The sequence below is a fragment of the Variovorax durovernensis genome (assembly GCF_977011995.1).
In genome coordinates this window covers 4,208,514-4,228,935 of sequence record NZ_CDRNCW010000001.1, presented here as the reverse complement: position 1 = coordinate 4,228,935, position 20,422 = coordinate 4,208,514, and the positions used below count along the sequence as shown (strand labels likewise).

21 protein-coding genes are annotated in these 20,422 nt (G+C 65.9%); 12 read left to right on the top strand and 9 right to left on the bottom strand.

The annotated features are described in order from the left end of the window. Positions 1–158 precede the first annotated feature (158 nt). From urtA to ACWV14_RS20080, 8 genes are all read left to right on the top strand, one after another. Positions 159–1,424, top strand: coding sequence for an urea ABC transporter substrate-binding protein (gene urtA / locus ACWV14_RS20115; RefSeq protein WP_454903298.1), 1,266 nt, complete (start codon positions 159–161; stop codon positions 1,422–1,424). A gap of 147 nt (positions 1,425–1,571) precedes the next feature. Next, positions 1,572–2,486, top strand: coding sequence for an urea ABC transporter permease subunit UrtB (urtB, locus tag ACWV14_RS20110; protein WP_422087145.1), 915 nt, complete (start codon positions 1,572–1,574; stop codon positions 2,484–2,486). 32 nt (positions 2,487–2,518) lie between these two features. Then, a complete protein-coding gene (gene urtC / locus ACWV14_RS20105) occupies positions 2,519–3,709 on the top strand; it encodes an urea ABC transporter permease subunit UrtC (protein WP_454903297.1) in 1,191 nt (396 codons plus the stop codon). A gap of 17 nt (positions 3,710–3,726) precedes the next feature. After that, the gene (urtD, locus tag ACWV14_RS20100) at positions 3,727–4,470 is read left to right on the top strand and encodes an urea ABC transporter ATP-binding protein UrtD (protein WP_454903295.1); all 744 of its coding nucleotides are present in this window, start codon (positions 3,727–3,729) and stop codon (positions 4,468–4,470) included. Between the two features lie 263 nt (positions 4,471–4,733). Continuing rightward, entirely contained in the window at positions 4,734–5,423 is a 690-nt protein-coding gene (gene urtE / locus ACWV14_RS20095; RefSeq protein ID WP_093075114.1) for an urea ABC transporter ATP-binding subunit UrtE, read from the top strand. A 38-nt stretch (positions 5,424–5,461) separates the two neighbouring features. Next, positions 5,462–6,694, top strand: a complete 1,233-nt coding sequence (fmdA, locus tag ACWV14_RS20090) for a formamidase (protein ID WP_081270126.1) — start codon at positions 5,462–5,464, stop codon at positions 6,692–6,694. Positions 6,695–6,708: 14 nt separating this feature from the next. Continuing rightward, positions 6,709–7,050 (top strand): zinc ribbon domain-containing protein, encoded by a 342-nt coding sequence (locus ACWV14_RS20085; RefSeq protein WP_422087142.1) that lies wholly within the window; start codon positions 6,709–6,711, stop codon positions 7,048–7,050. A gap of 160 nt (positions 7,051–7,210) precedes the next feature. Then, positions 7,211–7,555, top strand: coding sequence for an alpha/beta hydrolase (locus ACWV14_RS20080; protein WP_454903294.1), 345 nt, complete (start codon positions 7,211–7,213; stop codon positions 7,553–7,555). Positions 7,556–7,624: 69 nt separating this feature from the next. Here ACWV14_RS20080 and ACWV14_RS20075 read toward each other — a convergent pair whose 3' ends face one another. From ACWV14_RS20075 to ACWV14_RS20065, 3 genes are read right to left on the bottom strand one after another with little or no spacing between them, the layout of a single operon-like run. Further along, entirely contained in the window at positions 7,625–8,314 is a 690-nt protein-coding gene (locus tag ACWV14_RS20075) for an RraA family protein (protein WP_454903293.1), read from the bottom strand. A 14-nt stretch (positions 8,315–8,328) separates the two neighbouring features. After that, a complete protein-coding gene (locus ACWV14_RS20070) occupies positions 8,329–9,315 on the bottom strand; it encodes a Bug family tripartite tricarboxylate transporter substrate binding protein (RefSeq protein WP_454903291.1) in 987 nt (328 codons plus the stop codon). Beyond that, complete coding sequence (locus tag ACWV14_RS20065) at positions 9,312–10,541, bottom strand: pyridoxal phosphate-dependent aminotransferase (protein WP_454903290.1); 1,230 nt, start codon at positions 10,539–10,541, stop codon at positions 9,312–9,314. The genes ACWV14_RS20070 and ACWV14_RS20065 overlap by 4 nt, the downstream gene beginning before the upstream one ends. 102 nt (positions 10,542–10,643) lie before the next feature. On the opposite strand from ACWV14_RS20065, the gene ACWV14_RS20060 reads away from it, so the two are divergent. Together ACWV14_RS20060 and ACWV14_RS20055 are read left to right on the top strand one after the other, a co-directional pair. Further along, positions 10,644–11,648, top strand: a complete 1,005-nt coding sequence (locus ACWV14_RS20060) for a LysR family transcriptional regulator (protein WP_454903289.1) — start codon at positions 10,644–10,646, stop codon at positions 11,646–11,648. Positions 11,649–11,701: 53 nt separating this feature from the next. Beyond that, the gene (locus tag ACWV14_RS20055) at positions 11,702–13,000 is read left to right on the top strand and encodes an aspartate carbamoyltransferase (protein WP_454903288.1); all 1,299 of its coding nucleotides are present in this window, start codon (positions 11,702–11,704) and stop codon (positions 12,998–13,000) included. A gap of 19 nt (positions 13,001–13,019) precedes the next feature. Here the strand turns inward: ACWV14_RS20055 and ACWV14_RS20050 are convergent, their stop codons facing one another. Together ACWV14_RS20050 and ACWV14_RS20045 are read right to left on the bottom strand one after the other, a co-directional pair. Continuing rightward, positions 13,020–13,370, bottom strand: a complete 351-nt coding sequence (locus tag ACWV14_RS20050) for a VOC family protein (RefSeq protein ID WP_454903287.1) — start codon at positions 13,368–13,370, stop codon at positions 13,020–13,022. A gap of 122 nt (positions 13,371–13,492) precedes the next feature. After that, a complete protein-coding gene (locus ACWV14_RS20045) occupies positions 13,493–14,005 on the bottom strand; it encodes an N-acetyltransferase family protein (RefSeq protein WP_454903286.1) in 513 nt (170 codons plus the stop codon). A gap of 164 nt (positions 14,006–14,169) precedes the next feature. On the opposite strand from ACWV14_RS20045, the gene ACWV14_RS20040 reads away from it, so the two are divergent. Continuing rightward, a complete protein-coding gene (locus ACWV14_RS20040) occupies positions 14,170–14,523 on the top strand; it encodes a hypothetical protein (RefSeq protein WP_454903284.1) in 354 nt (117 codons plus the stop codon). Between the two features lie 18 nt (positions 14,524–14,541). Here ACWV14_RS20040 and ACWV14_RS20035 read toward each other — a convergent pair whose 3' ends face one another. The 3 genes from ACWV14_RS20035 to ACWV14_RS20025 all read right to left on the bottom strand — a co-directional run bounded on the left by ACWV14_RS20035 (position 14,542) and on the right by ACWV14_RS20025 (position 18,352). After that, entirely contained in the window at positions 14,542–16,827 is a 2,286-nt protein-coding gene (locus ACWV14_RS20035) for a glycoside hydrolase family 3 N-terminal domain-containing protein (RefSeq protein WP_454903283.1), read from the bottom strand. 143 nt (positions 16,828–16,970) lie between these two features. Then, on the bottom strand, positions 16,971–17,738 hold the full coding sequence (locus ACWV14_RS20030) for a class II aldolase/adducin family protein (protein ID WP_081270119.1): 768 nt from the start codon (positions 17,736–17,738) through the stop codon (positions 16,971–16,973). Positions 17,739–17,761: 23 nt separating this feature from the next. Then, positions 17,762–18,352 carry an HD domain-containing protein gene (locus ACWV14_RS20025; protein ID WP_285411851.1) on the bottom strand — a complete coding sequence of 197 codons (591 nt, stop codon included), beginning with the start codon at positions 18,350–18,352 and terminating at the stop codon, positions 17,762–17,764. A 119-nt stretch (positions 18,353–18,471) separates the two neighbouring features. On the opposite strand from ACWV14_RS20025, the gene ACWV14_RS20020 reads away from it, so the two are divergent. Continuing rightward, the gene (locus ACWV14_RS20020) at positions 18,472–19,194 is read left to right on the top strand and encodes a Crp/Fnr family transcriptional regulator (protein WP_081270117.1); all 723 of its coding nucleotides are present in this window, start codon (positions 18,472–18,474) and stop codon (positions 19,192–19,194) included. A gap of 26 nt (positions 19,195–19,220) precedes the next feature. Here ACWV14_RS20020 and ACWV14_RS20015 read toward each other — a convergent pair whose 3' ends face one another. After that, on the bottom strand, positions 19,221–20,393 hold the full coding sequence (locus tag ACWV14_RS20015; protein WP_454903281.1) for an ABC transporter substrate-binding protein: 1,173 nt from the start codon (positions 20,391–20,393) through the stop codon (positions 19,221–19,223). Between the last annotated feature and the right edge of the window lie 29 nt (positions 20,394–20,422).

Sequence of the window (20,422 nt, the reverse complement as noted above, 5' to 3'; positions counted from 1 at the left end):
AGTCTGCGGGCAGGGCCGGTTCCCGCCGCTACGTTGAATGACGTATTCGCGCATACGCCACTGATTTCTAAAGTTCCAGCCATGGTGCTCGGGGCACCGTCCGATGCACTGTGATGGTGCGCGGCCTTCCTTTCCAACAACCTGCCTGGAGTTTCCTGATGTCGCGTGATTCCGATTCTTCCCTCGATGCCCTGGCATTGCGCCGCCGCCGTCTGCTGCAGGGTGCCGCAGCGCTGCCCGTGATGGGCCTGAGTGGCCTGAGCTTCGGCCAGGGGCAGTTCCCCACGGCCAAGGTCAACACCACCAAGCTCGCCGTGACCGACACCGAAGTGACGGTGGGCCAGCTGCATTCGTCCACCGGCACCATGGCCATCTCGGAAACCGGCTCGATCCAGGCCGAGCAGCTGGCCATCGACCAGATCAACGCGATGGGCGGCGTGCTGGGCCGCAAGATCAAGGTCATCAAGGAAGACGGCGCCTCCGACTGGCCCACCTTCGCCGAGAAGTCGAAGAAGCTGCTGGTCAACGACCACTGCGCGGCCGTGTTCGGCTGCTGGACCAGCGCCTCGCGCAAGGCCGTGCTGCCGGTGTTCGAAAAAGAGAACGGCCTGCTGTACTACCCGACCTTCTACGAAGGCCTGGAGCAGAGCAAGAACGTGATCTACACGGGCCAGGAAGCCACCCAGCAGATCATCTGGGGCCTGGATTGGGGCGCGAAGGAGAAGAAGGCCAAGACCTTCTTCCTGGTGGGCTCCGACTACATCTGGCCGCGCACCTCGATGAAGATCGCGCGCAAGCACATCGAGAACTTCCAGAAGGGTTCGGTCAAGGGCGAGGAGTACTACCCGCTGGGCCACACCAACTTCAACTCGCTGATCAACAAGATCAAGGTGGCGAAGCCCGACTGCATCTTTGCCGCCGTGGTGGGCGGCTCGAACGTGGCCTTCTACAAGCAGCTCAAGGCCGCGGGCATCACCGGCGACAAGCAGTTCCTGCTGACGCTGGCCGTGACCGAGGACGAGATGACCGGTGTGGGCGGCGAGAACTTCGCGGGCTTCTATTCGTCGATGAAGTACTTCCAGACGCTGGACAACCCGAACAACAAGAAGTTCGTGGAAGCCTTCAAGGCCAAGTACGGCAAGGACGCCGTCATTGGCGACGTGACGCAGGCGGGCTACCTCGGCCCGTGGCTGTGGAAGGCCGCGGTGGAGAAGGCAGGCAGCTTCGACGTGGACAAGGTCGTGGCCAGTTCGCCGGGCATCGAGCTGAAGACGGCGCCCGAGGGCTACGTGAAGCTGGATGCGAACCACCACCTGTGGAGCAAGGCGCGCATCGGGCAGGGGCAGCTGGATGGGACGTTCAAGGTGGTGGCGGAGTCGGCTGAGCTGATCAAGCCGGATCCGTTCCCCAAGGGCTACCAGTAATCCTGTCTTTCTCCCTCCCCCTCTGGGGGAGGGCAGGGGTGGGGGCAAGCGGCGTCACCGCTGGGCACGCTCCGCCTGCCCCCATCCCAGCCTTCCCCCAATGGGGAAGGAGCCAACACCCAAATACCAACACCGGAACCTGTCGCCATGACTCTGTCGGACATGATGAACATCGGCCTCATGCAGGGCTTCGCGGGGCTGAGCCTCTTCGCGGTGCTGCTGCTCATGGGGCTTGGCCTGGCGATCATCTTCGGCCAGATGGGCGTGATCAACATGGCGCATGGCGAGTTCATGACCATCGGCGCCTATTCGATCTACCTGGCCGCGCGTGTCACGGAAAGCCTGGCGCCCGAGTTCATGCCGTACTACTTCCCGATCGCCATCGCGCTGGCCTTCGTGTTTGCCTTCATCACCGGCTGGATCGTGGAGTGGGTGCTGATCCGCCACCTCTACAAGCGGCCGCTGGACACGCTGCTGGCCACCTGGGGCGTGAGCCTGGGGCTGCAGCAGATCTTTCGCACCTTCATCGGCCCCAAGGAAGTGAGCCCCACGCTGCCCGAATGGCTCATGGGCTCGTGGACGCCGCATGAAGGCCTCGACATTCCCATCAACGGCCTGTTCGTGCTGGCGCTCACCGCGCTGGTGACGGGCGGCGTGCTCGTCGCGCTGCACAAGAGCCGCTGGGGCCTGCGGGTGCGCGCCACCGTGGCCAACCGCACGATGGCCAATGCCACCGGCATCGACACGAAGAAGACCGATCGCCTGACCTTCGCCATCGGCTGCGGCATTGCCGGCGTGGCGGGCGCGGCCTTCACCACCATCGGCTCGACCGGGCCGACCTCGGGCTCGCTCTACATCGTCGACGCCTTCCTGGTCGTCACCTTCGGCGGTGCTGCGAGCCTTTTCGGCACCGTGGTCTCGGCCTTCGGCATTGCGCAGACGCAGTCGATCTCCGAATTCTTCATGACCGGCTCGATGGCCAAGGTGCTGACGCTGTCGCTGATCGTGCTGATCCTGATGATGCGGCCCCAGGGACTCTTCGCAGTCAAGGTCCGCCGCTGATGAACCCGATTCCCTTGCAGGAGAACGTTCCGATGAATTTCATCAAGGCCTCGATCCAGCGCTACCAGCTCGGCAGCCTGCTGCTCCTGGTGCTGCTGCTCGCGGTGGTGCTGCCGCTGTCGCTCGACATCTTCCGCCTCAACCTCGTGGGCAAATACCTCACCTACGCCTTCGTGGCAGTGGGGCTCGTCATGGTGTGGGGCTACGGCGGCGTGCTGAGCCTGGGGCAGGGCGTGTTCTTCGGCATCGGCGGGTATGCGATGGCGATGTTCCTCAAGCTCGAAGCCTCCGACCCTGTCTCCACCAAGATCCAGACCACGCCCGGCATTCCGGACTTCATGGACTGGAACCAGATCACCGAGCTGCCCACGCTGTGGCTGCCCTTCAAGAGCCTGCCGCTGAGCCTTGCGCTGGTGGTGCTCGCGCCGATGGCGCTGGCGTGGCTGGTGAGCTTCGCGATGTTCAAGCGGCGCGTGGGCGGCGTGTACTTCGCGATCATCACGCAGGCAGTGGCGCTGATCTGCACCGTGCTCATCATCGGCCAGCAGGGCTACACCGGCGGCGTGAACGGCATGACCGACCTGAAGACCATGCTGGGCTGGGACACGCGCACCGACGGCGCCAAGTACGTGCTGTACTACGTCTGCGTCGGCCTGCTGGTGCTGAGCATCCTGCTGTGCCGCTGGGTGCAGACCAGCAAGCTGGGCACGCTGCTGCTGGCCATGCGCGACAAGGAAGACCGCGTGCGCTTCTCCGGCTACGACGTGTCGAACTTCAAGGTCTTCATCTTCTGCCTGGCGGCCGGGCTCTCGGGCATCGGCGGCGCCATGTTCGCGCTGCAGGTGGGCTTCATGTCGCCGAGCTTCGTGGGCATCGTGCCGTCGATCGAGATGGTGATCTTCTGTGCCGTCGGCGGACGCATGAGCCTGGTGGGAGCGGTGTACGGCGCGCTGCTGGTGAATGCGGGCAAGACGCTGTTCTCCGAGAGCTTCCCCGACCTGTGGCTGTTCCTGATGGCGGGCCTGTTCATCGGCGTGACCATGGCCTTCCCGATGGGGCTGGCCGGCGTGTGGGAAGAAAAGATCCGCCCGTGGTGGAAGTCGCGCCGGCAGGCGCTGCGCGAGGCCGCCGTCAAGCCGCCGGCATCAACTGCACCGGTACCGCCTGCAGCACAGCCACCCGAACCCACGCTGCCAGAAGGCGTCGGCGGCCAGCGCGCCTGAACCGGAGCCACACATTCATGAGCAATACAGACTTCGCGCTGGCGGTGGAAGACCTCACCGTGTCCTTCGACGGCTTCAAGGCCATCGACGATCTCACGCTGTACATCGACCGAAATGAACTGCGCGTCATCATCGGACCCAACGGCGCCGGCAAGACCACGCTGCTCGACCTGATCTGCGGCAAGACGCGCGCGAGTGCCGGCAGCATCAAGTTCAAGAACACCGAACTCACGAAGATGGCCGAGCACAAGCGGGTGCGTTTGGGCATAGGCCGCAAGTTCCAGACCCCGTCGATCTACGAGAACCTGAGCGTGTTCCAGAACCTGGAGGTGTCGTTCCCGAAGGGGCGTTCAGTGTTCGGCGCATTGGCTTTCAAATGCGACGACGAGGTCAAGGCCAAGGTGCAGGCGATTGCTGAAGAGATCGGCCTGGCCGACCGCCTGGAGACCGAAGCCGGCCTGCTGAGCCACGGCCAGAAGCAGTGGCTGGAAATCGGCATGCTGCTGATGCAGGAGCCCGAATTGCTGATGCTCGACGAGCCCATTGCCGGCATGAGCGCGCGCGAACGCGAACTCACTGCCGATCTGCTCAAGCGCATCTGCCAGAACCGCGCGGTGATCGTCATCGAACACGACATGGCCTTCGTGAAGCAGATCGCGCACAAGGTCACCGTGATGCACCAAGGGAAGATCCTTGCCGAAGGGCCCATGGAGAAGGTGCAAGCCGATCCCAAGGTCATCGATGTTTATCTGGGGCACTAGATGAAGCGCTGTCGTTCAGGGCTCGCTCACGCCGACGGGGTACCTTGCTCCGCGAATGTCCCCCGCCGTCGTGAGCGTTCAGAGCACTTGTTGATTGGCCGCGAACCGGCAGCGTGTCCTCTTGCACAGGGCGTCGGGTACTCCCCGCAGCGAAATAAAGGAGGAGGGCGAAGCCCGGGGGACATTCGCGGAGGGGAGTACCCGACGGCCTGTGCAAGCACCCCGAACACAACCCGAGAGAGTCCAAAGATATGAGCAACATCATGCTGAAGGTCGAAGACCTGCACGTGGCCTATGGCCAGAGCGAGGCCTTGCACGGCATCTCCTTCGAGGGCCATGCCAACGAAACCATCGCCATCATGGGCCGCAATGGCATGGGCAAGACCACGCTTTTCAAGAGCTTGATGGGCGTGCTGCCATTGAAGAGCGGGCGCATCGAAGTGGCGGGGCAAGACGTCTCGCGCGACGAGAGCTTCCGCCGCGTGGCAAAAGGCATCGCCTACGTACCGCAAGGCCGAATGATCTTCCCCACGCTGACTGTGGAAGAGAACATCCAGACCGGCCTCGAGAACTCCAAGACCCGCCGCATCCCCGAAGAAATCTACGCACTGTTCCCCGTGCTGTGGGACATGAAGAGCCGCAAGGGCGGCAACCTCTCCGGCGGCCAGCAACAGCAGCTCGCCATTGCGCGCGCCCTCGTCACCGACCCCAAGGTCCTGCTGCTCGACGAGCCCACCGAAGGTATCCAGCCTTCGATCATCAAGGACATCGCCAAGGCGCTCAACGAGATCCGCAAGCTGCGCGGCATCACCATCGTCGTGTCCGAGCAGGTGCTCAGCTTCGCGATGGACGTGGCCGACCGGCTCTTCGTCATCGAAGGCGGGCGCCTCGTGCACGAGACCGCGCGCGACAAGACCGACGTGGATCACATCAAAGCCTATCTCTCCGTTTGATTTCCGTTCAACCACAACCCAACCAGGAGCCACTGCAAATGACGGACACGCTGATCAAGGTCGATCTGACCAAGTCGCCCACCGAGAACGAGAACATCCACAACCGCTGGCACCCGGACATTCCGATGGCCTGCTGGGTCAACCCGGGCGACGACTTCATCCTCGAAACCTTCGACTGGACCGGCGGCTTCATCAAGAACAACGACAGCGCAGACGACGTGCGCGACATCGACCTGAGCACCGTGCACTACCTCTCGGGCCCGGTGGGCGTGAAGGGCGCGGAGCCCGGCGACCTGCTGGTGGTCGACCTGCTCGACATCGGCGCCAAGCAGGACAGCCTCTGGGGCTTCAACGGCTTCTTCTCGAAGAAGAACGGCGGCGGCTTCCTGACCGATCACTTTCCCGAAGCGCAGAAATCGATCTGGGACTTCAAGGGCATGTTCACCAGCTCGCGCCATGTGCCGGGCGTCAACTTCGCGGGCCTGATCCACCCGGGCCTCATCGGCTGCCTTCCCGACAAGCCCATGCTCGACATGTGGAACGAGCGCGAGAAGGCGCTCATCGCCACCGACCCGGACCGCGTGCCCGGCCTGGCCAACCCGCCATTCGCCGGCACCGCCCACATGGGCAAGATGACCGGTGAAGCCCGCGCCAAGGCTGCGGCGGAAGGCGCACGCACCGTGCCCCCGCGCGAGCACGGCGGCAACTGCGACATCAAGGACCTGTCGCGCGGCTCCAAGGTGTTCTTCCCCGTGTACGTGGACGGCGCGGGCCTGAGCGTGGGCGACCTGCACTTCAGCCAGGGCGACGGCGAGATCACCTTCTGCGGCGCCATCGAGATGGCCGGCTGGGTGCACATGAAGGTCACGCTAATCAAGGGCGGCATGGCCAAGTACGGCATCAAGAACCCGATCTTCAAGCCCAGCCCCATCACGCCGCAGTACAACGACTACCTGATCTTCGAAGGCATCTCGGTCGACGAGAGCGGCAAGCAGCACTACCTCGACGTGAACGTGGCCTACCGCCAGGCCTGCCTGAACGCCATCGAGTACCTGAAGAAGTTCGGCTACTCGGGTGCGCAGGCCTATTCGATTCTGGGCACGGCGCCGGTGCAGGGCCACATCAGCGGCGTGGTCGACGTGCCGAACTCGTGCGCCACGCTGTGGCTGCCCACGGGCATCTTCGATTTCGACATCAACCCGAACGCATCTGGTCCGGTGAAGTTCATCGACGGCAGCATCGACATGCCGCTTTCGCACGACCTGCGTTGAAGGAAGGCCAGCCCATGCCCACCTACGACTACGCCTGCGGGCAATGCGGCGGCTTCGAGGCGCTGCGGCCCTCGGGCCTGCGCGATGAACCTGCCTGCTGCCCGGATTGCGGCACGGCTTCTCCGCGCGTGCTCTCGGCGGCGCCACGGCTCGCGCTGATGGCATCGGGCACGCGCCGGGCCATGGAGACCAACGAGCGGGCGCGGCACGAGCCGGGCAGCTCGCGGGACTATGCGCGCTTCAAGCACCCGGCGGGCTGTGGCTGCTGCAGTTCGGGCAAGCGGGGGGCGACGGTGACCGCGCCCAACGGCGCCAAGTCCGCGCCGTCGCGCCGGCCCTGGATGATCAGCCACTGAGGCGGTTTCGCAGGGGCAACCCCTATTGACCGGGTTCTTTTCAAGGCCCCGATTGTTTCAATCCCGTGAACGCCGCGGTTCATTTTGCGAGCGTTTTTCGGGGTCATTCAGGATCAAACTTCTCCTCACCAACCAACCGTTTGCCCTGAAGGAGATTGAAATGAATGCCTCGAAGATCCTCGCCGCTGCTGCCCTCTCGCTCCTGGCTGCCGCCGGAGCCCATGCAGAAACCTACGACGGCGTGCACGTCGTGAACTCGTCTGTTTCCCGCGCCGAAGTGGCACCGCAAGCCGTTGCCGCCGCACGTGCAGGCAACGAGTACAGCGATGCCGCCGGCGCACAAGCCTTCACGTCGACCGCCAACCGCGCGACCGTGCAGGCCGAAGCTGTCGCCAAGGCGCACGACCCGCTGCAAAGCCTTGACCGCCGCGCGTTCTACCGCGACGAAGTGCCGCAAGCCTACAAGAAGCCCAGCGTGTCGTTCACGCGCCAGGCCGGCCTGTAAGCCGTTGCATGAGCAGGAATGAAGAAGGGCCTCTACGGCCCTTTCTTCATTTCCGCAGCTCGTTTTTCTCTATACGAGCTTCTCGTTTTCCTTGAGCACGCCTGCATTGCGCAGCGCGGAGTCCAGCCACTTGGCTGCGGTGTCGCCGTTCTTGATGGCTTCGATGCGCGCGGCTTCGTCCTCGACCTTGCGCTTTGCCGCCGGCAGCAGCGCCTCTACCTTCTCCCGTTCGATGACGACCACGCCGTCGGCGTCGCCGACCACGAGGTCTCCGGGCCGGACCGCCACGCCGCCCACTGACACGGGGTGCCCGATGCGCCCGGAGGCCAGCTTGGTCGGGCCGTTGGGATTGGTGCCGACCGAGAAGACCGGAAAGTCCATCTCGTCGATCTCCACGCTGTCGCGCACCGCGCCGTCGATCACCACGCCGACAATGCCGACCTGACGGCAGGCGTTCATCATGATCGTGCCCATGAGGGCTGCGCTCTGGTCGCCCTTGCCGTCGATCACCAGCACGTCGCCGGGCTTTGCTAGCGCGATGGCTGCATGGATCATCAGGTTGTCGCCCGGCCGCACTTCCACCGTGAGCGCACTGCCCGCGAGCGTCATGTGATGGCGCAGGGCCTGGATGCGGCCGTGCAGGGCGCCACGGCGGCCGTTGACGTCGGCAAGAATGGCTGGCTGGTACGCGGAGGCCTGCCGCACCAGGTCGGAGGAAACACGTTCGAAGTCGCGAACGATGTCGGGAAGCTGGCTCATCTGGTGTTTCCTTCTTATTCGGCCTTGACGTCGGCGTCCTTCACCACGCGGCCCCACTTGCGCTTGTCGGCCGCCAGGAAGGCTCGGAACTGCTCGGGCGTGCTTCCCACGGGCTCCAGGCCATCGGCGGCGAGCCGCTTGGAGATTTCGGGCATCGCCAGCACCTTGGCCACTTCGTGCTGGATGCGCGCCACCACGGCGGGCGGCGTGTTCTTCGCCGCGCAGATGCCGGCCCAGGTCACCGGGTCGAAGTCCGGAACGCCGGATTCGGTCACGGTCGGGATGTCCGGAAAGGCAGCCAGCCGGCGCGGGCTGGCCACCGCCAGTGCGCGCAGCTTGCCTGCGCGGGCGTACTGCATCGAGCTCACGGGCTGGTCGAAGATCATCGAGACTTGGCCCGCGATCAGGTCCGTCATCGCCTGGCCGGTGCCCTTGTAGGCTACATGGACGATGTCGATGCCCGCGCGGCTCTTCAGCATTTCCCCGGCAAGGTGCCCGCCGGTGCCCGTTCCCGAAGAAGCGAAGTTGATCTCGCCTGGCTTCTGCTTGGCGTAGGCAATGAGTTCCTTGACGCTCTTCACGGGCAGCGTCGCATTCACCAGAAGCATGTAGGGCGCGTTGACCACTTGCGTGACCGGTGCGATGTCCTTCTCCGGGTCGAAGGGCATGCTCTTCAAGATGTACGGCTGGATCGACAGCGTGCCCGTGGTGCACATCAGCAGCGTGTGCCCGTCCGCCGGCGCGCCGAGCATGGCCGATGCCGCGATGTTGCCGCCGGCACCTGGGCGGTTCTCGACCAGCACCTGCTGCCCCAGCCCTTCGGCCAGCTTGGGCGCGATCAGCCGCGCCACCACGTCGTTGGAGCCGCCGGGCGAAAAGCCCACGAGGATCTTCACGGGCTTCGTCGGAAAGGCATCGGCAGCCGATGCTTGGGTGGCAGCGAGCCAGGCGGCGCCCGCGGCAATGGCCGGCAGCAGCTTCAGAAGAGGGCGGAGTTTCATTGCGGTTCCTGGTTGATGGCTTGGCCCGAGAGTTCGCCGCGCGCCCGAGCGATGCGGCGGCAGCCCTCCAGCAGCTGTTCGGTGCTGGCGGCAAAGGAGATGCGGAAATGCGTCGGCACGCCGTAGGCGCTGCCTTGCAAGGCAGCGAGGTCTTGGGCATCGAGCAAGTGCATCACCCAGTCGTCGCTGGTCTCGATCACCTTGCCCTTGTCCGTGCGAAGTCCGAACAGCGCGCTGCACGAGGCGAAGATGTAGAAGGCCCCGTCGGGCACTTCGCAACGGATGCCGTCGATGGCGTTGAGCGCCGCAACCACCGTGTCGCGCCGTGCCTGGTATTCGCGCCGGTTCGTGGCGACGGTGTCTTGCGGTCCGGTGAGCGCCGCGACGGCCGCCGCCTGGGCCACCGAGTTGGGGCCTGAGGTGCTTTGCGACTGGAGCTTGACCATCGCCTTGATCAGCGCCGCGGGCCCCGCGCCGTAGCCGATGCGCCAGCCCGTCATGGCGTAGGCCTTGGACACGCCGTTCACCGTCAGCGTGCGGTCCTTGAGGTCGGGCGCCACCTGGGCCATGGTGGCGAATTCGATGTCGCCGTAGATGAGGTGCTCGTAGATGTCGTCGGTCAGCACCCATACATGCGGGTGGCGCCGGAGCACCTCGGCCAGTGCCTGCAGCTCGGCGCGCGTGTAGGTCGCGCCGCTAGGGTTGTTCGGCGAGTTGAGCATCAGCCAGCGCGTCCTGGCGGTGATGGCGCGCTCCAGGTCCGCGGGTTGCAGCTTGAAGCCCGCCGCAGCCGGGCAGTCGACGAAGACCGGCACGCCGCCGGCCAGCAGGGCGATGTCCGGGTAGGACACCCAGTAGGGCGCCGGCACGATGACTTCGTCGCCCGCCGCCACGGTGCACATCAGCGCATTGAAGATCACCTGCTTGGCACCGGTGCCGACGATGATCTCGCCCGGTGCGTAGGCCAGCCCGTTCTCCTTGAGCAGCTTGCCGGCGATGGCCTCCTTGAGTTGCGGTGTGCCGCCGACGTCGGTGTAGCGGGTCTGGCCGGCCATCATGGCGCGGATCGCCGCGTCCTTGATGTGCATGGGGGTCTCGAAGTCGGGCTCGCCGGCGGTCAGGCCGAGGATGTCCCGGCCCAGCGCGCGCAGCTCGCGCGCTCTCTGGCCGGCCATGGAGCTGGGCGACGGCTTGATTCGATTCAGGCGTGGTGCGATGTGAAGCATGCACGCAGTATCAAAGTCGCTGCGCCGCAGAACAAACGAGAAATCGGAGCAGCTCGGTATTCCTTTTTTTCCTGGCGAGTGGAGGGCGTACATTCCGCAGCCATGAACTTCACCTTCAAGCAGCTGGAGGCCTTTCTCTTCAGCGCCAAGCTCCAGAGCTTCAGCGCCGCGGCGGTGAAGCTGCACACCACGCAGTCGGCCATCTCCAAGCGATTGGCGGAACTGGAAGAGTCATTGGGCGGCCCCTTGCTGCACCGCACTTCCCACGGCCTGGAACTGGCCCAGGCCGGCCGCGAACTGCTGCCGCTCGCGGAAGAAGCCCAGCGGCTCTGGCAGCGCATCCAGCACGACATCAGCGTCGACAAGACGCTGCGCGGCACCTTCCGCGTGGGCGTGACTGAGCTGATCGCGATGACCTGGCTCACCAGCCTGATACAGCTGCTGCAGAAGCTGCACCCAGAGGTGACGCTCGAGCCGGTGGTCGACGCGGGGCTCACGCTGTTCGAGCGGCTGGAGGCCAACAAGCTCGACCTGTCCATCATGCCGGGCATCTTCTGGGGCCAGGCCTTCGAGTCGATCAAGGTCGGGCAGGTCGACCAGGCCTGGATCGCGAGCCCGCGCCTGGGCATTCCCAACCGGGCGCTGAAGCCGCACGAGTTTGCCGACTACCCGGTGATCGAGCAGCCCGCCGGCGCTTCGAAGAACAGGTTCTACGAAGCCTGGCGCGCGGAACACGGCTTCCGCTTCGGGAAGGTCATGCTGACGAACAGCACAACAGTGCTGCGCGAACTGACGATCAGCGGCTTCGGCATCAGCCAGCAGGCGCTCGACTATGTGCGCCCGGACATCAAGAGCGGTCTGCTGCGCATCGTGAGGACCGACCCCATGCCGCCGCCGCTGGTCTACAGCGCGGTCTACCGGCGCGACAACTCCAGCCCCGCGCTGGCGCGCATCGTCGAACTGGCGGTGAAGACCTGCGACTTCACCCTGCGGGCCAGCCAGCACGACGTGGCGCCGCCACGCCCGCCGCGCGGTTCGGGCGCGACCCTGCGGCAGCGCACGCTGCGCCAGGCCCCGAAGAAGCCCGCCAGGAAGACGCGGCGATAGGTTTTTGCTTCAGCGCTTCAAAAATATACGCATTGAGTATATATTTGCGCCCCATGAACAACATGCCGCAACAGGTGCTCCTCCGCGACGCGATGCGTCAACTCAACATGACGCGCGACGCCTTTGCCGAACGCATCGGCAGCCGGAGGAGGGCGCTGGACGCCTGGCTCCTGCCCGACGAATCCAATGAATTCAGGGCCATGCCCGAGGTCGCGCGGCGCTTCGTCAGCGAAATCCTGGCTTCGGACGGCCGGCACGAGAAATATACGCAAAGCGCACATGAGGGTGTCTTGCGCAAGGCAATGTCCACTGGCGGGGCGCATCACCTGCTGTCGGTCAACCAGCTCAACCGCGACGCCATCGACGAACTGTTCCAGCTTGCCGACGTCATGCAGCCCATCGCGCGCCGGCGCAAGGTCAGCCGCGTGCTCGAAGGTGCCGTGCTGGCCAACCTGTTCTTCGAGGCCAGCACGCGCACCCGCGTGAGCTTCGGCGCCGCTTTCTGCCGGCTCGGCGGCTCGGTGTGCGACACCACCGGCTTCACCTTCTCGTCGATGGCCAAGGGCGAGTCGATCTACGACACCAGCCGGGTGATCGGCGGCTATGTCGACGCGATGGTGGTGCGCCACCCCGAGCAAGGCTCGGTCGCCGAGTTTGCGCGCGCCACCAACGTGCCGGTCATCAACGGCGGTGACGGCCCGGGCGAGCACCCGAGCCAGGCGCTGCTCGACCTGTACACCATCCAGCGCGAGTTCTCGCGGCTGGGCAAGCTGGTCGACGGGGCGCACATCGCGATGGTCGGCGACCTGAAATACGGCCGTACCGTGCATTCGCTCATCAAGCTGCTCGCGCTGTACAAGGGCCTGAAGTTCACGCTGATCTCGCCGCCCTCGCTCGCGATGCCGGCCGCCATCGTGGAGGCCGTGAGCCGCAACGGCCACGTGGTGGAAACCGCCGCCACGCCGGCGCAGGCACTGGCCGGCGCCGACATCATCTACGCCACGCGCATCCAGAAAGAACGTTTCGCGAACGACGAGGTGCTGGAAGGCTTCGACAACGCCTTCGAGATCAATCGCGCGCTGATCGAGTCGGCCTGCAAGCAGGACGTGGTGGTGATGCACCCGCTGCCGCGCGACGGCCGGCCGGGTTCGCACGACCTGAGCACCGACCTGAACAACGACCCGCGCCTGGCCATCTTCCGCCAGACCGACAACGGCATCCCGGTGCGCATGGCGATCTTCGCCACGCTGCTGGGCGTGGACAAGCTGGTGAACCGCTCGATGCGCGACGCAGCGTGGACGCCGCCGTCCCACATCGGGCCGGACGACAGCGTGTTCCACGGGCTCGACTGAGTCCGCTCTGCGCAGTGGCTCAGGCGTGCGCGAGGATGTTGACCAGCTTGCCGAAGGGATCGCGCACGTAGAAGCGGCGCACGCCCCAGGGTTCGTCGACCGGTCCGTATTCGATGGCGAAGCCCGCGGCCTTCATGCGCTCGAAGGCCGTGTCGACGTCGTCCACCTCTATCGACAGGTCGGGCACCGGCGTGTCAGATCCTCCTTCCGACGCGAAGCTCAGCTGCACCGCCATTTCCGCTTGCGAGCCGTAGGTCTGGATCCATCCGTGGTCCATGAGCAGGTCGAGGCCGAGCACGTCCTTGTAGAAAACGGCGGCGCGCGCAGGAGCGGGTGTTGCGATGTTGGCGACGATGCGCTTGACTTTCATGGGGTGGGCTTTCTGATGGTGAAGGTCTGGGCGAGTCCGTTGCGCTCGGTGTGCAGCAGGTCGCCTTCGACGCGGATGTTCGTCCATCGATTCGCGTCTCCGTCGGAGCCGACGATCTCGATTCATGCCTTGCTTGTGTCCATGTCCGGACCGGCTTCGCCGCCGTTCCGGAAATCTCGCCGGTATTTGACGAAGCCTTTTTTCTTCAAACCCGCAAAACCGCATCGCTCGAAGAGGCGGTGCGCTTCGCTGCGCTCGGACGCGCTGAGCAGCATGATCTTCGAGCAGTCGCGTGCGGTGCATTCGTTCTCGATGTGCCGCAGAAGCGCTGTTCCTGAGCCCTGATCTCTAAACGCCTGGCCGACGACGATGTTCTCGACCACGGCGAAGGGCTGAGCCTTGTACATCACGTCCGCGCAGAAACTCAGCAATGCCGTGGCACGCAGCACGCCGCCGTTCTCGAGAACGAGCAACACCGTCCGCGGGTCGGTCGCCAGTTCGGCGATGCGCTCCGGCAGTACGCAGACATGGGGACTGTCGACAAGTTCGCTGTAGAGCCTCTCGATATCTTTTGCGTCCTGGGGCAGGGCTCGGCGAATCGAAGTGGTAGAGGCTGTGGGATCCGTTGCTTCCACGAGGCGGCTTTCCGAGTAGGGGAACGACCAAATATAGAGCCAGGCGCGAAGCGGCCGCTCATGCCCATCTAAGCGAACTCTCACCGCAGCTTAAGCAGCCACTCACAGGCCGATAAGTGCAGCGTCCTAGAGTGAAAGCGTCGCTATCAATCAAGGAGACAGACATGAGAGTCCGTACCGTTACTTTGTGCATTGCCGCAGTGCCCGCGCTGGTGCTGGCCTCGTTCGCGCACGCGAACGGGTTTGCCGATCCAGACTATCCGCAGGTGTCGCATTCGACGCAGTCGCGCGATGCAGTGGCCGCGGATGCCGTGCGTGCCAACAACGGCATGCACGCCACCGAGGTCATGGAGTCGCAGCCCGCGCCGGCCGTGAGCGGCCTCGACCGCGCACAGGTGCAGGCCGACGCGATCCGCGCCAACACCGGCATTCATCCGACGGAGGTCATGGAATCGCAGGTGGCACCGCCGGTGGCATCGGCGAACCTGCCGAACACTTCGAGCGCGTCCGGGGAATGAAGCTGCGCGCGGCCGTCTTCAGTCGCGCGTGAGAACGAAGCGCTTGCGGATGCCGTCGGCAGCCGAAGGCGCCACCCACAGGTCGAACTCGCCGGGCTCGACCGTGGGCTTCATGTCCCGGCCGATGAACTGCAGGTCGTCTTTGGTGAGCGTGAATTCGACTTGCGCCGATGCGCCGGGCGCGATGCTCAGCTTGCGAAAGTCCTTGAGCTCGCGCACTGGCCGCGTCACGCTGGCCGCGCGCTCGGCCACGTAGAGCTGCACCACTTCTTCCGCTTCGCGTTGCCCGGTGTTGGTGACGGTGGCGCGCACGCGCAGCGTGTCCGACATGGTGATGCGGTCCTGGCTCAGCTCCACGTCGTCGTAGCGCACCGGCGCATAGCCGATGCCGAAGCCGAAGGGGTAGAGCGCCTCGTGGGTCGCGTCGAGATAGCGGCTCTTGAAGGACATGCCCGGCGCGCCCTCGGGTGAGGGCCGTCCGGTGCGCTTGTGGGCGTAGTAGTAGGGCACCTGGCCCGCGGTCTGCGGAAAGCTCACCGGCAGCCTGCCCGAGGGATTGAAGTCGCCGAACACCACGTCGGCGATGGCACCGCCCGTCTGCACGCCGAGGAACCAGGTGACGAGGATGGCGCGTGCGTTGCGCACCGCGCCTTTCAGCGCCATCGCGCGGCCATTGCTCAGCAGCACGACCACCGGCTTGCCGGTGGCGGCCACGGCTTCGGCCAGGTCTTGCTGCGCCTGCGGCAGGCCGATGTCGCTGCGCGAACGCGCCTCGCCCGACATCTTCTCGCTCTCGCCGATGGCCAGCACCACCACGTCGGCGTTGCGTGCGGCGGCCACCGCGGCGTCGATGCCGCCGGGCAGTGCCGTGCCGATGCCCGAGCCGCGCACCACGGTGACCGACGAGTTGGCACCGAGCGCCGCGCGCAGCCCCTGGTCGATGCCCACCGGCGCCGACTGCCCGGGGAACAGGCTCCAGGCGCCCATCAGATCGACAGTGCCTTCGGCGAAGGGGCCGATCAGCGCGATCTTCGTGCCGGCCTTGGGCAGCGGCAGCAGCATGCGGTCGTTCTTCAGCATGACGATGGAGCGGCGCGCGGACTCGCGGGCCAGTGCAAGGAACTCGGGGTTCTCCGCGCGCTGCGAGGCGGGCGGGCCGTCGAGGCCGCGCATCGGATCGTCGAACAGGCCGAGCTTCTGCTTGACGTGCAGCACGCGGCGCACCGCCTCGTCGAGCCGCGCCATCGGCACTTCGCCCGAGGCCACGAGGTCGGGCAGGTAGCGAATGTAGAGGCCGCTTTGCATGCTGACGTCGGTGCCGGCCAGGAAGGCCTGCTTGGCGGCCTCGCGCGGGTTCGCGGCGTAGCCGTGCTCGACCAGCTCCTCGTCGGCCGTGTAGTCTGAGACCACGAAGCCCTTGAACTTCCATTCGTCGCGCAGCACGCCTGTCAGCAGGTCGTGATTGGCGGTGGAGGGGATGCCGCCGATCTCGTTGAAGGCGCTCATGACCGACAGCGCGCCCGCGTCGATGGCCGCGCGGAACGGCGGCAGGTAGACCTCGCGCAAGGTGCGCTCCGAGATGTCGCTCACGTTGTAGTCGAGCCCGCCCTCGGCGGCGCCGTAGGCCGCGAAGTGCTTGGGCGTGGCCAGCATCGCGTCGGGGCGCGAAAGATCGCTTCCCTGGAAGCCGCGCACGCGGGCGGCGGCGAAGCGCTTCGACAGCAGCACGTCTTCGCCGGCGCCCTCCAGGCCCCGGCCCCAGCGTGCATCGCGTGCGATGTCGACCATCGGCGCGAAGGTCCAGCGGAAACCGTCGGCCGTGGCCTCGACCGCCGCGGCACGTGCCGTGCGTTCGGCCAGCGCGGGCTCCCAGCTCGAGGCCTCGGCCAGCGGCATCGGGAACATCGTGCGAAAGCCGTGGATCACGTCCGCACCGAAGATCAGCGGAATGCCCAGCCGAGACTCCTTCACCGCGATCTGCTGCAGCCGCCGCTTGCCTTCGAGGCCCGCGTTGTTGAACAGGCCGGTGAGGCGGCCGGCGCGCACGTCGGCTGTCTCCTGCTGCGCATTGCGCCAGCCGGCCTGGGGGTTGTTGGGTGTGTCGATCTCGGCCGGGCCGTACAGGCTGAGCTGCCCGGCTTTTTCCTGCGGCGTCATGCGGGCGATGAGCGCCTCGATGCGGGCATCGGCATCCGCCGCATCGGGGGCGGCCGATGCGGATGGGGCAATGAGCGCCAGGGAAAGGAGAAAGGCGCAGGCGGGGACGAGAGAGAGCGCCGAGGGGCGCGGGGATCGGACTTGCATGGGCGTCTATTCTGCAGATAGCGGCAGGCGCCCTGGCAGAAATGGATGCGCGCTGCTTCAGGCCCCGCGGCGCGCCAAAAAAATGGCCGCCAACACCCGTCGCGCAGGCGGTGGCAGCCGTGGAAACCGGTGACCGGCGTGGCTTATTGCTTGTAGCTGTCGTCGATGCGGTCCAGCTTGCGAATGAGCGAGGGCCAGACGAACGAGCCGCCCAGGCCGCCGGTCTGCACCTTCATGGCCTGGCCCACGCCTTCGACGATCTTCGGGTTCACGTGCGTGAGTTCGCTGCCGCCCGACTGCGCCGCAATCTGGATCTGGCAGGTGTTCTCGAAGGTGTACATCGACAGAAAGGCGTCGGCAATGGTCTTGCCGCAGGTCAGCAGGCCGTGGTTGCGCAGCATGAGGAAGTTGGCATTGCCCATGTCGGCCTGCAGGCGCGGCTTCTCGTCGTCGCGGAAGGCCACGCCTTCGTAGTCGTGATAGGCCAGCGATGCCAGCACGAAGGTCGACTGCTGGCTGATGGGCAGCACGCCGTTCTTCTGCGCGCTCACGGCAATGCCGGCCTTGGTGTGGGTGTGCAGCACGCACTGGATGTCTTCGCGCGCCGCATGCACCGCGCTGTGGATCACGAAGCCCGCCGGATTCACGGGGTAGGGCGAGTCGATGATCTTGTTGCACTGCTGGTCGACCTTGACCAGGCTCGATGCGGTGATCTCGTCGAACATCAGGCCGTAGGGGTTGATCAGGAAGTGATGCTCGGGGCCCGGAATGCGCGCGCTGATGTGCGTGAAGACCAGGTCGCTCCAGCCGTAGAGCGCCACCAGGCGGTAGCAGGCGGCAAGGTCGACGCGAAGCTGCCACTCCTCGGCGGAGACGAGCTTCTGGATTTCGGGTTGGGAGAAGGCGTTCATGGGGTTGTGTCCTGGAGGTGGGGTCAGGCGGCCGCGGGTTCGGTCAGCGCGGCCTTGTAGATGCTCTGCTTCGGCTGCGCCATCACGCGGCGCAGCATGGGCTCGAATTCGCCGATGGGCAGCGTTTCGGCCTTGGGGTCGAAGGCGGGGTTGTCGTAGAGCGCGCAGAACTCGGCCGTGCGCTCGTAGTGCGGATGGTCCTTGAAGTTGTCGCGCATGTTGCGATCAAGGCCGATGTGGTGGAAGAAGTAGTGGCCCTGGAAGATGCCGTGGTTCTGAACCATCCAGTGGTTGGCCTCGCTCACGAAGGGCTTCAGGATGGCGGCGGCAATGTCGGGGTGGTTGAAGCTGCCCAGCGTGTCGCCGATGTCGTGCAGCAGCGCGCACACCACGTATTCCTCGTCGCGGCCGTCGCGCAGGGCGCGCGTGGCGGTCTGCAGCGAATGGGTGTAGCGGTCGACCGGAAAGCCGCCGTAGTCGCCTTCGAGAATCTGCAGGTGTTTGATCACGCGTGCGGGCAGGCCGCCCGTGAACTGCATGAATTCGCCGCCGATCAGTTGCCAGTCTTCGCGCGTGCTTTCCTGCATGCTCTTGAAACTTGCGCGTGCGTTCATCGTGGGAGTCTCCGTTCTTGGGGGTAGCGGCCACTGTATGCCCGTGCTTGACGCTGAACTGTCAAGAATTTGACAATGCGGCGTTCTGGTAAACCCCCGCCTCGCGCGGCTTCCTGCCCATGGCCGCTGCCCCCAAGACCCGACTTTCACCCCCGCACCGCGCGGCGCTGGAAGGCAATCCGTGGTTCACCAGCATTCCGCGCGCGCAGCGCGAGGCGCTGGTGGGTGCGGCCGAACTGCTGCATGTGCGGCGCGGCGCAATGGTGTTCCGCCAGGGCGACACCATCAACGCAGCGGGTGGCGGCTTCTACGGGCTGGTGGCCGGCAGCATCAAGATTTCATCGCTGCGCCAGGACGGGCGCGAGGCCATCCTCGCGGTGCTGGAGCCGGGCAACTGGTTCGGCGAGATCACGCTGATCGACGGCTCGCCGCGCACGCACGACGCCACCGCGCTCGAAGCGCTCGACCTGCTGGTGGTGCCGCCCGAGGCCTTCGTGCAGCTGATGCGCGACGGCGTGTTCGCCAACGCCATCGCAGCGATGCTGGCCGCGCGCGTGCGCATGCTCTACGGGCTGGCCGAAGACGCCACGCTTCGCAGCCTGCGCGCCCGCGTGGCGCACCGGCTGCTGGTGCTGGCGCGCGGCGACGCCACGCAGTCGCCGCACACGCGCAGCAACGTGGCGCTGCCGCAGGAGGCGCTGGCGATGATGCTCGGCGTGACGCGCCAGACGCTGTCGAAGGAACTCAATGCGCTGGCTGCGGAAGGCGTGGTTGCGCTGGGCTACGGGCGCATCGAACTGCTGTCGCTCGATGCGCTGCAGGCGCTGGTGCGCACCGGCTGAAATGCCGTTCGATGTGCGGCCGCGCCTCAGCGCAGCACGCGGCCGTCCGATGAAATGCTGATGAGGTCGATGCTGCGCACGTTGTCGCGCAGGCCGGGCCGCAGGTTGATGCGGAAGCCGCCGACGTCGTAGTCGGTCATGCCGGTCATCACGCGCTGCAGGCTCGCGGTGTTGAATCCCTTGCCCGCGCGCCGTACCGCTTCGCCGGCGGCCTTGGCCGCGATGAAGCCCTCGAGTCCTTCGTACGACGCGGTCTGGTCGGAGTTGTCGACCGCCGCCAGGTACTCCTTGACGATCGGGATGGCCGACGGCCGCGGCGAGGGCACCACCTGCGAGATGACGATGCCGCCGATGTCCTTGCCCAGCGTGGCGTAGAGCGGGTCGATGCCGACGATCGAGAAGGCCATGAAGTTGCCCGTGTAGCCGCTCTTGCGCAGCTTGCGGATGGCGTTGGCCGTGGTGCCCGAGAGCGACACCAGCACGATGGCCTGCGGCGACTGCTGCTGCACGGTCTTCAGCGCGGCGTCGAGCTTGTCGCCGTCGGCCGGTACCAGCGCGGTCGCCACCAGCGGCGGCAGCTTGAGTTCGCTCGCGGCCTGCTGCACGGCCGCGAGGCCGGCGCGGCCCATGGCGTCGTCGTCGCCCACCAGCGCGACACGGGTCTGCCCCACGGTGGCGCACTGGCGCACGATCTTCAGTGCCTCGTCGATCATGCCGGGGCGCACGTGGAACACGTTGGGGTGGTCGGCGCCGCGCAGCGCGTCGGAGGCCGCGAAGGGCGCGAACAGCAGGCTGCCCTGTTGCGTGGCCACATTGGCGCCGGCTTCGCTGCTGGCGGTGCCGACGAAGCCGAACAGCATGTCGGCCTTGTTGGTGGTCAGCAGGGTGCGTGCGTTCGCGGTGGCGCGCGCCGCGTCATAGCCGTCGTCGAGCTGCAGCAGCTTCAGCTGCAGGCCGCTTGCGGCGTTGCGTTCATTGAAATCGCTCACCGCGAGGCGGCTGCCGGCGGCGAATGCGGTGCCGATTTCATAGGCGCCGCCGGTGAGCGGCACCGATTGGCCCAGCAGCACCACCCGTGGTGCGCCGGCCGATGCCGCGCGCGTGGATTGCGCCATGGCCGGATGCATGGCGCCGATACCGCTTCCCAGAAGCAAGGCACCGCAAGCCTTGCCCAGCCATTCCCTGCGCGATGTGTTCATGTGACACCTTTTTACCGTTAGTAAAAAAG